Source organism: Gillisia sp. Hel1_33_143 (assembly GCF_900104765.1).
Lineage (GTDB): Bacteria > Bacteroidota > Bacteroidia > Flavobacteriales > Flavobacteriaceae > Gillisia.
This window is the reverse complement of the sequence record NZ_LT629737.1, coordinates 3399923-3412476: the sequence shown is the minus strand read 5'-3', so window position 1 is coordinate 3412476 and position 12554 is coordinate 3399923. Positions and strand designations below refer to the sequence as shown.

Annotated in this window: 10 protein-coding genes; 1 reads left to right on the top strand and 9 read right to left on the bottom strand. The window is 34.9% G+C overall.

Annotated elements, in window-relative coordinates; translation table 11 throughout:
• The 8 genes from miaA to BLT84_RS15715 all read right to left on the bottom strand — a co-directional run bounded on the left by miaA (nt 1) and on the right by BLT84_RS15715 (nt 9132).
• Nucleotides 1–909 carry a tRNA (adenosine(37)-N6)-dimethylallyltransferase MiaA gene (miaA, locus tag BLT84_RS15750; protein ID WP_091267789.1) on the bottom strand — a complete coding sequence of 303 codons (909 nt, stop codon included), beginning with the start codon at nt 907–909 and terminating at the stop codon, nt 1–3.
• Nucleotides 910–914: 5 nt separating this feature from the next.
• Nucleotides 915–1739, bottom strand: a complete 825-nt coding sequence (locus BLT84_RS15745) for an ion transporter (protein ID WP_231929380.1) — start codon at nt 1737–1739, stop codon at nt 915–917.
• Between the two features lie 31 nt (nt 1740–1770).
• Complete coding sequence (locus tag BLT84_RS15740) at nt 1771–3741, bottom strand: DUF3857 domain-containing protein (RefSeq protein ID WP_091267786.1); 1971 nt, start codon at nt 3739–3741, stop codon at nt 1771–1773.
• A complete protein-coding gene (locus BLT84_RS15735) occupies nt 3734–5107 on the bottom strand; it encodes an exonuclease domain-containing protein (protein WP_091267783.1) in 1374 nt (457 codons plus the stop codon). Before BLT84_RS15735 ends, BLT84_RS15740 begins: the two co-directional genes overlap by 8 nt.
• Nucleotides 5108–5122: 15 nt before the next feature.
• Entirely contained in the window at nt 5123–5779 is a 657-nt protein-coding gene (locus BLT84_RS15730) for a YggS family pyridoxal phosphate-dependent enzyme (protein WP_034887926.1), read from the bottom strand.
• Between the two features lie 126 nt (nt 5780–5905).
• The gene (locus BLT84_RS15725; protein ID WP_034887928.1) at nt 5906–7141 is read right to left on the bottom strand and encodes a DUF1015 domain-containing protein; all 1236 of its coding nucleotides are present in this window, start codon (nt 7139–7141) and stop codon (nt 5906–5908) included.
• Nucleotides 7142–7208: 67 nt separating this feature from the next.
• Nucleotides 7209–8096 carry a 3-hydroxyacyl-CoA dehydrogenase family protein gene (locus tag BLT84_RS15720; RefSeq protein ID WP_091267779.1) on the bottom strand — a complete coding sequence of 296 codons (888 nt, stop codon included), beginning with the start codon at nt 8094–8096 and terminating at the stop codon, nt 7209–7211.
• 70 nt (nt 8097–8166) lie between these two features.
• Nucleotides 8167–9132 (bottom strand): Gfo/Idh/MocA family protein, encoded by a 966-nt coding sequence (locus BLT84_RS15715; protein WP_091267776.1) that lies wholly within the window; start codon nt 9130–9132, stop codon nt 8167–8169.
• A gap of 154 nt (nt 9133–9286) precedes the next feature.
• Here BLT84_RS15715 and BLT84_RS15710 point away from each other — a divergent pair, with 154 nt between their 5' ends.
• Nucleotides 9287–9931, top strand: a complete 645-nt coding sequence (locus BLT84_RS15710) for a protein-L-isoaspartate(D-aspartate) O-methyltransferase (RefSeq protein ID WP_034887934.1) — start codon at nt 9287–9289, stop codon at nt 9929–9931.
• 94 nt (nt 9932–10025) lie between these two features.
• On the opposite strand, the gene BLT84_RS15705 is transcribed toward BLT84_RS15710, so the two are convergent.
• Nucleotides 10026–12509 (bottom strand): DUF5686 and carboxypeptidase regulatory-like domain-containing protein, encoded by a 2484-nt coding sequence (locus tag BLT84_RS15705; protein ID WP_091267774.1) that lies wholly within the window; start codon nt 12507–12509, stop codon nt 10026–10028.
• Nucleotides 12510–12554 lie beyond the last annotated feature (45 nt).

Sequence of the window (12554 nt, the reverse complement as noted above, 5' to 3'; positions counted from 1 at the left end):
CTATTCCATATTAAATCTAAGATAAGCTATGATCTCTTCTGCAGGAGTTTCATGCTCGAACCACTTTATAGTTTCATCTTTTCTGAACCAGGTGAGCTGTCTTTTAGCAAATCTGCGGGTATTCTTTTTAATTTCTTCTACAGCTGCTTCCAGATCCATCCTGCCTTCAAAAAATGCGAATAGTTCTTTGTAGCCAACAGTATTAAGAGCATTTAATTTTCGTTTCTGATATAAAGATTGAGCTTCATCCAGCAAGCCTTCATCCATCATAATATCTACCCTTCGGTTTATTCTGTTATAAATTATCTCTCTCGGGGCAGTAAGTCCAATAGATATGGTCTTGAAACTTCTGGTTTTCTTCGGCTTGTTCAGAAACGAAGAAAAAGTACTTCCTGTTCCTATACAGATCTCTAAGGCTCTAATAACTCTGTGAGGATTGTCTGTATCTATTTTTGCAAAATATTCAGGATCTAGCTCTCGTAATTTCAATTTTAAAGGAGCAATGCCTTCTTCTTGAAGTTGTAAATTTAGGGCTGCTCTTATGTCTGCATCTACTTCCGGAAATTCATCCAGACCTTCAGTAAAACTTTTTACATAAAGTCCGCTGCCACCCACCAGAATCAATACCTCTTTATTTTCAAAAAGTGCTTCTGATGTGCTGATAGCTTCCTTTTCAAAATCTCCTACAGAATAATCATCTTCTATAGAGATGTGCTGAATAAAATGATGCGGAGCTTGAGCCAGCTCTTCGTTGCTTGGCGCAGCAGTACCTATAGACATTTCTTTATAGAACTGTCTGGAATCTGCAGATATGATCTCTGTGTTAAATGCATTGGCGAGTTTTATACTTAGCGCTGTCTTTCCAATTGCCGTTGGTCCTAAAACGTTTATTACGTATCTATTCTCCATTTTAATTAAAGGCTATGCCCGCATTTATGGCAAAATTCTGCTCTGTTAAGGTGATTGCTTTCTGCACAATTAGGACAAGATTGAGTATTTACCTGTTTTTCTGAAGTGGTATCCATAGAAAACTCAGAACTTACAATTCCTGTAGGTACCGCAATAATTCCGTAACCCATGATCATGATGAACGAAGCAATGAACTGGCCTAGCGGAGTAACCGGATGTATATCTCCAAAACCTACCGTGGTGAGCGTAACTATACACCAATAAACCCCAACAGGTATGCTAGTAAACCCATGTTCCGGACCTTCTACCAGATACATTAAGGTTCCCATGATAATGCAGATTATTAACACCGCAAATAAGAAAACCAGAATCTTTGGCTGACTGCTCTTTAGCGCCCGCATTAGTTTATTAGACTCGCCAATATATCTTGAGATCTTTAAGATCCTGAACACTCTTAGCAATCTAAGTGCTCTAATAGCGAATAGCATATTGTAACCACCAAAGAAGAAAGCTAAATAAGAAGGAAGCGTAGAAAGAAGGTCTATAATACCATAAAAACTAAAGATGTATTTTCTGGGTTTCTTTATAGACACTATCCTCAATACATATTCTATGGTAAAGAAAAATGTAATGATCCACTCTGTGATATAGAATTCCTGTCTGTATTTAAGATTAACAGGAGCTATGCTTTCTAACATTACCAGTACAATACTTAATACTATAGCAACCAGAAGAACAATATCGAACAGTTTCCCCATGGGAGTATCTGCTTCATAGATTACTTCATGGAGCTTAGCTTTCCAGGCCGGATAAGATTTTTTAGTTTTCAATATATAGTTTCTACTAAATAGATATTTGTGTTTAGCTATTCTCTTTAAGAACAATTAAAGATTGATCTTGGATCTCTAAAATATGGTCAAAAAACTCTTTAAGATAAGGATAATATGCCGAAGGATAAACTGCCTTTGGGAAAGTGACCCTTAAAACTACCATCACGTCTGTTTCAGAAACCTTTCTTGTAGAGAATTGAATAGATCCTCCATTTTCCGGTAAGGAGTAAGCTTTAGATTCTGGTAATTCTACCAGCGTATGATCTTCTGGTAATTTTATTTTGGCGTAATAATAATAGCCATCTTTAAATCCAAAATCTATAGGATAATTTCTTTCTTTAAGTGTAAAAGGATTTTTGTCAAAAAGCTTAAAGCTGAAGGGGTTAAAATAGATCATTCCATTCACTTTTTGAGAATGATTTTTCAAGGAATAATCTATGCTTAAAGGTTCTTCGATCTCTTTTTGATTATAGATCTCAAAATTGCTTGATGTGGTAAAGCTCATAGGAGTCGAGATCTTATTAAAGACCTGCTCTTTGCTTATTTCCTGCAGATCATTTCTTACCTGTAGCGCATGATATCCACTAAAAGATTGCTTAGAATGTCCACTTGCAGTCCCGTCTTTATAGATAGCTAAAGAATCTTTATAAGTAACATTAGAATATATCTTGGCATTTATATCTATCCAAGAACTTTCTGAATCAAAATCTATAAGTCTGGCGTAAGAGTTCAATGCTCTAAAAGGAATCATTCCAAATTCTATATTCTTTTCAGAAGCATCTAATAAGTAAGGAGTGTTTTCTAATTCTAATTGTACCATCAAATAATTGAAATCTGATAATATTGGATACAGTTTAGTAGGAGTTCCATTGTTTCTGGTAGAACTTAATACTGGTTTAACTGTAAATCCTTCATTCTCATAAATATTATGAAGTAGAATATTTATGGAAGCAATAGTTCCAGATTTATCTTTAATGATATCTTTTAAGTTCATATCGTAAAAGATCTTATAACTGCCATTCCAGCTATAAGTGTTTTTTACAAAATTGAAGATCTCCTGTGCTTTTTCCAAGCCTTTAGGCATCGATCTGATATTTTCAGGAAGCAGATCTTCTACCAGAGAAGTGCGCTTTAATTGCTTTCCCAGACCATTATCAAATTTTATTTCTTTATCTACATCTTCCCAGGATTTGGTATATTTTCTAACATATCCGTCTAGTTGAGTGATAGATTGCAGTTCATATTCTATTCTAGATACATAATTATGGCTAGAGGTTAGATGGGATTCTGCTATAAATGCTGGAATATTGTTCATTACATATTTAGTAACCATACAATCTGCCGGAACTGCTAATTTTGAAGTAAAGAAGCATCGCTTTTGAATATCGCTTTCCTGAGAAGCTAATTTAAGTTCTCCAATTTTTTGAATATTGTACTTATAATTCCCTGGAATTTTGCTGTTGAATTCACTATAAACCTTTGGAATATCGGTTTGAAACCACCAGGTTTGAAAATTAAAAATAAAAGGAGATTCTTTTGTATAAGAGTACACCAAAACAGCTCCTGGTTTTAAAGCCGGAAAAGTAAAGCTCACCATGTCTTGATATGTATTTTCTTCTGTATATATCTGGGAGTCTAATAACTTCTTTTCTTTTCTAATTCCGTCTTCCAGATAATAAGTGGTAGCTACAATGTCTTTGATCTTCTGCCTGTCGCTCTCAGATTTAGAAAGTCTTATTTTGATATTTGCAGTATCGTAACCTTCATTATTTAAGATCTTAATTTTAGCTTCATACCTTGTTACTATCCCATGATCATTAACATCTTGAAATTCTGTTTCACCTTTTTCATAAATATAAAAAGCATTAGCAGCAGCATCTTTCTCGTAGCTAGTAGCGTTTAGATCATATTCTGATACCTCAGAATTTTTAATATTGAAGCTTTGTTGAGCGTATATGCAAAGGTTAAAAAGTAAAAAGAGGGGGAGTAAAAATTTAGTCATTTGTTTGCAGTTGGATGATCTTAAGTTTCTTGTTCCTTCTTAAATAACTCTGAATGATATGACGTACATCCCTGTCATTTTTCATAGGAGTTATTATAGACCTCACAATTTCGAGGTTATTCAGTTGGTAATTCAAATTGAAATATCCTACACCTTTAAATTCTCCATTTTCCACAAGCAAGGCGCTTTTTTCATCTACCTCACGGCCACGGTCTACCACCAGCATGTTTTGATCTTTATAACTATATATTTCTATAAGTTCTCTTACCCGTGCATTATAGTCTAATGGCGATTCTAGATCTATACAGGCACCATGACAATTCTTTATGGTGTATCCAAAACATTTCCCGGTTCCTAGCTCCAAGCCGCATAATCTATCACATAGATTGTAAGAGGAGATCATGTTTCTAAGCGTAGATTTTGCCTGCTGCATATTAGAAAAAGTGGTAACATTACTCTTTCTGGCATCTGCTCTTGCAATCTTTAGGTTGATATAACCTTTCTCATCAACAAATTGATAGAGGGCGTAGCTAAAAATAGGTTTGTTAGAAGTCTTATTATATTTTGGTTTATTCTGTTTTACCTCTTCATTTTCTTTAAGGAGAGCTATAAGTTCATTACCGGTAGCTTCAAAGCTTACCGCTGCAACTTCTTTTTGGAGTTCTTTTGCCTTAAGATTATCGTTGGTAAAATGCTGATTTACTTTTTTGCGGATATTCTTGCTCTTACCAATATAAATAATGTCTCCATCACTATTGTGAAGATAATATACCCCGGTTATTGCAGGAAGTTCTTCTAATAACTGAACAAGTTTTGTGTCTAATTGCTTTGAAGGTTCATTTTTAACCGATTCTTTTAAGATCTCTTTTTGAGAATCTTTAGCCAGCAACATTTTGAATAATTTCACTGTTGCCTGCGCATCTCCATTTGCGCGATGCCTGTCACTTAATGGAATTCCCAAAGCTCTCACAAGTTTTCCAAGGCTATAAGACGTCTGACCCGGAATAAGCTTTTTAGATAATTCTACAGTACAAAGCGTTTTACGCTCATAATCAAAACCAAGACGTCTAAATTCTAATCTTAGTATTCTATGATCAAATTTGGCATTATGGGCTACCACAATACAATCCTTAGTGATCTCTACAATGCGTTTTGCTACCTCATAGAATTTGGGTGCATTGCGCAACATATCGTTATTTATACCGGTAAGTCCTACTACAAAAGGTTGTATGGGTTGCTCCGGGTTTACAAGACTAATAAATTGATCTATTACCGTATGCCCATCAAATTTATAAATGGCAATTTCGGTAATTCCTTCTTCATTATACTTCCCGCCGGTGGTTTCTATGTCTAATATTGCGTACAAATATGATCCTTCTTCTTAATTATAATTTCTCTCTCCAAAAATAGCACTTCCTATTCTAACCATAGTGCTGCCACATTCTACTGCCAACTGATAATCTCCACTCATCCCCATAGATAAGGTCTTCATCTTTGGATACGTTTGCTGGAATTCTGTAAAAACAGAATGTAAATATGAAAACTCTTTTTTAACCTGATCCATATCATCGGTAAAGGTTGCCATACCCATTAATCCGCTAACCTCAACATTTTCAAATTTTGCAAAAGCTTCAGAATCTAAGATCTCTTTAGCTTCATCTTTTGAGATCCCAAATTTAGAATCTTCATCGGCTATTTTTATCTGAAGCAAACATTTTATGGTACGTTCGTTCTTTTTAGCTTCTTTATTAATCTCTTTAAGAAGCTTTAAGCTGTCTACAGCATGAATAAGAGCAATGTAAGGCGCCATATACTTTACCTTGTTGCGCTGCACGTGGCCAACCATGTGCCATTCTATATCTTTTGGCAAGGCTTCCCATTTATCTGTCATTTCCTGGATCTTGTTTTCACCAAAAATGCGTTGCCCTGCATTATAAGCTTCTTCCAGATCTTCATTTGGTTTAGTCTTGGAAATGGCTACCAAGGAAACATCACCAAGTTCTTCTTTATATTGTTTTATATTTTCTGAAATGCTCATGCTGTTATATGTTGTAATTTTAAATCTATATTATTGCGCTGTCATTATTCCATCTTCATAGAAATGCTTTTATAGGAAGGACATACACTCGAAAGAATTGAGAACTTAAAAAGAGATCAGCAAATTTTAAAACTCATAGATGGTAAGTCCGCTTCTTAATTTAGGTTCTATATAGGTGCTTTTAGGAGGCATAATAAGACCTTCATCTGCAACTTTCTTTATTTCTTCTATAGTGAGTGGTAGCATTCCAAAGCCAACGGCAAAGGTTCCATTATCTACCTGAGATTTCATTTCTATAAGATCATTCTTTCCGTGAATATAGGCAATCCTACTATCATTTCTAAGATCTATAATTCCCAAAATAGGTTTTAAGATCTTTTCATATAAAATATTAGTATCCAAAGTGCTTAAGGAGTCTGTAAATTCATATCCTGTTTTTCTAAGATATAGCGAGTAAAATTCGCCATCTAGATACATATTGAAGTGATGCTTGCTCGTAGGCGCATAGGTCTCAAAATTCCTGTTCTCAATTCTAAACCATTCATCTAGCTGCATAAGGAATTCTTCTTTACTCAACCCATTAAGGTCTGTAACCATCCTACTATACTCATAGATCTTTAAATTGCTCTCTGCAATTAGATAGCTCATAAAATAATTATAGCTCTCTTCCCCGGTATGCTCAGGATTGGCTTGCATAGATTCATTTGCCAATAAGCAAGAAGAAGCACTTCTATGGTGGCCATCTGCTATATACAGATGTGGCATCGTTTCAAATTCTGCCTTTATCTTATTTACATTAATTTCATCATCTATTTTCCACAGGTAATGAGTTTCCTTATTATGGGTAGTAAACTCATATTCCGGGATCTCCTTCATAGCCTGTGCCAGAATATTATTGATAACCTCAGAATCTGGATACGTAAGCAATACCGGCTCCGTATTAAATCCTACTACTTTTAGATAATCTTTAAAAAGTGTTTCTCTGTATTCTATAGTGTCTTCGTGCTTTTTTATAAGGTTGTTCTTATAATCTTCTACACTTGCTGCAGCTATAATTCCGCAAAATACCTGACTTCTAGCAATAATCTTGTAGAGATAATAGCACGGAGTTTCATCTCTGGTAAATATCTCCTCTTCTTTAAACTCGAGATAGCGATTCTTAACCAATTGAAATCTTTTTTCTCCTGTTATTTCATGCTGAAATTTATATCCGGGATTGATAATATGTAAAAAAGAATATGGATTGTATTCCAATTGCGCCGTAAGTTCGCCTATGCTATAATCTTCATACGGTCTTGATGCAACGAGTCCTGCCTTGTCACTGGTAGGGCGAACTGCTCTAAAGGGAATGATCTTGGTCAAATTCTGAAAATAGGTATAATAGATCAGAAGTTAGGATCTGCATTCTAACTTCTGATCTTTAAAATCTTTATATAAATTGAGCTGATACTTTTTCAGCCTTTCTGCTCTCGGAATAATCGTAGAAACCTTCACCAGATTTCGCTCCTAATTTTCCGGCTCTCACCATATTTACCAATAATGGGCATGGTGCATATTTTGGATTTTTAAAGCCGTTGTACATTACTTCTAAAATAGAAAGACATACATCTAAACCTATAAAATCTGCAAGTTGTAAGGGACCCATTGGGTGTGCCATTCCTAACTTCATTACCGTATCTATTTCATATACTCCGGCAACATCATTATACAAGGTCTCTATTGCCTCGTTTATCATTGGCATTAAAATTCTATTGGCTACAAATCCAGGATAATCATTTACTTCTACCGGAACTTTATTCAATTTTTCTGAAAGCTCCATAATATCTTTCGTTACTTTATCTGAAGTATTATACCCTCTAATGATCTCTACCAATTTCATAACCGGTACTGGATTCATAAAGTGCATTCCAATAACTCTTTCCGGATAAGAAACCTCTGCTGCGATCTGGGTAATAGAGATCGAAGAAGTATTACTGGCTAGAATAGTGTCTTTAGAACAGTTAATGTCTAGCTGCTTAAAGATCTTTAATTTAAGATCTACATTTTCTGTAGCTGCTTCTACAATAAGATCTACATCTTTAACGCCACTAGGTATATCTATAAAAGTTGAAATGTTATTTAAAGTTTCAGCTTTTTCATTTTCAGAGATCTTCTCTTTAGAAACCATTCTGTCTAGATTCTTAGAAATGGTATCCAAGCCTTTTTGAAGACTTTCTTTAGAAATATCTATAAGGTTAACTTTATATCCAAATTGTGCAAACGTATGTGCAATACCGTTACCCATGGTTCCGGCTCCTATTACTGCTATATTTTTCATTATTTAAATTTTTATAATTGGAGGTTTAAAAAAATCCTCTATTCTTTATTACTTGAAATTCTGATAGCGTTTATTTTTTAAAACTATCTATAACCATATTGGCAATACGCAATGCTTCTGCACCCTGTTCTAAACTTACTATGGGAGTTGTATCGTTATTTATGGCATCTGCAAAGGTTTCTAACTCATCTAAAATAGCATTGTGCTCTTCAACCCTAGGGTTGTCAAAATAGATCTGCTTTTTGATACCTTCAGCATTTTGTAAGATCATGGCAAAATCATCTGGTGTTTCCGGTGCATCCTTCATCTTTACCACCTCACAGTTTCGCTCTAAGAAATCTACAGAAATGTAAGCATCACGCTGAAAGAAGCGCGCTTTTCTCATATTCTTTAAAGAAATTCTACTAGCCGTTAAATTGGCAACACATCCATTTTCAAACTGAATTCTGGCGTTTGCTATATCCGGAGTTTCACTTATTACAGAAACTCCACTGGCATAAACATCTTTCACTTCAGATTTTACTACACTTAAAATAACGTCAATATCATGAATCATAAGATCTAAAACCACCGGCACGTCGGTTCCACGAGGATTGAATTCTGCCAATCTATGTGCTTCAATGAACATAGGTTGCTCTATTTTATCTTTAATCGCTCTAAAGGCAGGGTTAAATCTTTCTACATGCCCAACTTGGCCTTTTACCTTATGCTTTTTTGCTAAAGCTATAAGTTCTTCGGCTTCTGCATAAGTGGAGGTAATAGGTTTCTCTATAAAAAGATGCTTCCCGGCAGAAATTACCTCTTTAGCAACTTTAAAATGAGCGTTTGTGGGTGTAACAACATCTATAACATCTACTAGTGCTAGTAGCTCTTCTGGAGAATTAAAACTTTTATATCCAAATTCCTGTTCCACTTTCGCGGCTAGTTCTTTATTATCATCATAAAAACCAACCAACTCATATTTAGAAGATTCTTGAAGAAGTTTTAAGTGGATCTTTCCTAGGTGTCCGGCACCAAATACTCCAGCTTTAAGCATGTTTGTTACATTTTTCACAAAAATAGCATTTCTTGAGTTAAAGCCAATATCATTTTGGCTGTAAATGAGTTAGCACGAGAGTTAAATAATAATTAAAACTTAGCTTGAACCCTAGGGTATGTTTGATTAATTTTATCCCGTAAAACATCAAAAATTGCTAAGAGATACATTTAAACATAAAGGGAAAAGACAACAGTTAGCTGCCATAGTGGAGGCAAAGGGAGTTAAGGATGCTAAAGTCTTGGAAGCTATAAGAACTATCCCCAGGCATTTATTTATGGATAGTAGTTTTGAAGACCATGCCTATCAAGACAAGGCCTTTCCAATAGCTGCAGATCAAACCATCTCACAACCCTATACCGTAGGATTTCAGTCTGAACTTTTAGAGATCAAGAAAGGAGATATGGTGTTGGAAATTGGTACCGGAAGCGGATACCAAACAGCGGTTCTTTGTGAACTTGGAGCAAAAGTTTATAGTATAGAGCGGCAGCGAGAACTTTATAGAAAAACAAAATTATTTCTTTCTAAAATTGGATACAGGCCAAAGCATTTAAGTTTTGGAGATGGCTACAAAGGATGGCCAGAATATGCTCCTTTTGATAAGATAATTGTTACAGCAGGTGCACCCTATGTACCAAAGCCATTATTAGCTCAATTAAAAGTAGGAGGTAGGTTAGTGATCCCTGTTGGAGATAAGGTACAGGTAATGACTCTTTTTATTAGAAAATCTGCAAAAGAGTTTGAAAAAAGAGAGTTTGGAGATTTTAGATTTGTTCCGCTTTTGGAGGATAGAAATTAGAATGAATTTCCTCTTTTGAATTTTTTATTCAGCTAATCAATTTGATGATCTGTCGTTATGTTTAGCTTGCCTCAGCATCTGAGTGTATTATTATCTATTCAAAAATACCCAAGAATTTCAGCCCAAAGATAAAAGCACCTTCTTGTTGCCCATTAAAATTAGAGACCACATAGTCTAATCGTAGAAATCTGTATTTTCCAAAGCCTAGATTATTTAAGCCTGCAGAATATTCTGTATAAGGATTATTGTCTTTGGTAGCAAGCAAGTGCGCCCCGATCACCAAATTGTAATTCAATTTATTTAATAAAGGGAGCTTTCCTAAGATAAACCCTTTAAAATTATGCTCTGCATGTGCTTCTAAATAGTTGTTATTGGTACTTAATTGATAATAAGGTAATAGGTTGTATTTGTTGAGGTAAGAACCGTTTCCAATACGCGTTTGGTTACCATCAAAATGTCTGTAATCTACAAAAGCTATAGCTTCCGCATTTATAAAAGTTCCTCCTTTTATGCTATACCCAAAAGACCCTTTATTGCCTAGTTCTAGATCTTGAAGGATCCAGAATTTGAACTGATCATAATTGTAATTTGAGATATCTGCAGCAAATCCTTTTTCGTAACCTAAATACAGAGTAGGATATTTATTGGAAGAAATATTATATTTTCCGTCCGGATAGCTCATATAATTCTGATCGAAATTGATCTTACCAGCCAAATTAAATTTAAAAATATGATGATCTAGAAATGGTTTTGAGTCAAAATTATCGGGTTGTAACGGGTTGTTAGAGGTATATTGCACATCATCATTAGTAACCCAATATTGATCTGTAGTATTTAGCAAGGCAGATCTATCTTGAAAGCTAAGATCTGTTTGAATTTCTAGTCCGTTAAAGACTTCTTGTTGCCAGGCAATCTTTCCAAATTTACGTTGATATAGTTTAAGGTAATTTCTCTCAAAGAATAAACTTGTAATATCATTCATTCTTGTTGAAATTGGATTGGTGTCATTGGTCTCTGCAGTTTCAATTCCACCTGAGATACTTAGCACTGGTTTGCTGAAATTGTTGAATTTTTGTTGAAACTCCGCGGTATATCTAAGTTTATCTTCACTAAATCCATAGTTAAGTTGAGTCTTAAGTCTCCAGTACTTTCCAGAATTCTCCTGCTGTTCTTTTCTATAACTTATAGTCACATTCGTATTCCATCCCTGCACGGTATTAAAATGAGTGCCAAATAAGGGAGAAGATATACTAAATCGCTGTTTTTTATAAGAGTTGGCATAACTGTAGCCAAAAGCTAGATTAGAAATATTGAAGCTGTTTTGTGCAGTGTCTACAGAGTCCAAGTATTTTTTAGAGGTTTTTAATATTTGTATGCTGTCTTTTCTTACATAATCTGTAAGTTCTTCATCTGTAAGGGGCACGGGTCTTAAGCTTTTCCAAAACAAAGAGTCCTTTTTATTAGCCTTTTCTGCAAAAGACATTACTTCTCTAGAAAAGCTGCTCTTTTCAAACTGAGGGGTGAAGTTGTAATTACTGTATACCGCGGTAAATCTTCCATCTCCGGAAATTCCGAACATTGCAAAACTAAAATCTACCGTTTGCGAGATCTTTATCCAGAACTTGTTCTCTTCAGAATATTTGAAATTTTGAGTGAAGGTAAGTCGCTCTATAGGCGAAAATTGGATGGCTTCTCCCGTAGTATCCAGTTCTACCCCAAAGATCTGCCAAGAATTATCTACGATATAAATGTATCCGGAGAAAACCCTGTCATTAGGTCTTTTTGGTTGTACCATAATTTTATTGATCAATTGTCCGGTATCAGCATAAAAGATACCTTCTAATTTATAGGTGTAGTAATTAAAAGCATAATCTGCAATTGGAGATACTATTTTAGCGTTGAGGTCTATAGTGTTCTTATAAAAAGAAAATTCAGATTCTCTGGCAGAGTTAAGGCTAAAGCCATTATCATCTCCACTAACTTTAGATGCGAGGATAGTTTCTTTAAAATCATCTGGCGCTTTAAATGCAATATTAGAAATAGTTTCACTAAGATAGACTATGCCACTGCGGGTAGAGTCCAAACCTCCCCCAAGATCTCCTACTTCTTGGCCTAGGATTTTTTCGGGAGCATTCTTAATACGCCATAAACCTCGAGAATAGTAATTAGCGGTATATTGTTCTAATCTGGCCAGATTTTTATTGCGATTCTCTATAGCCTGCTTTATGATCTTATTTGCAGGATTTTCTTTTGAATTGATAGTAACTTCTTCAAGATTGGTAGTAGTTTCTTGAAGGGTAGCATCTAATATAAGTGGTAACTCTTTTATTGATACAGTTTTTCTAAGCGTTTCATAGCCCAGGAACTGAAATACAATATTATAGGTGCCAGTTTTGTCTATGTTTATCTGAAATTTTCCATCTTCGTTGGTGGTAGTTCCAAATAGGCCATCTTCAGTATATATATTAACATATGGCAGGGTTTCTCCATTCTTGTCTGTAACGGTGCCCGAAACTTGAGAAAAGCTAAGATTAGAGATAAATAAGAGCACAAATAAGATGCGTAATTTCCAGATCATTAAGATAAATTTCTGTCGGGAAATTAGCGAAAATTACTCAATAGG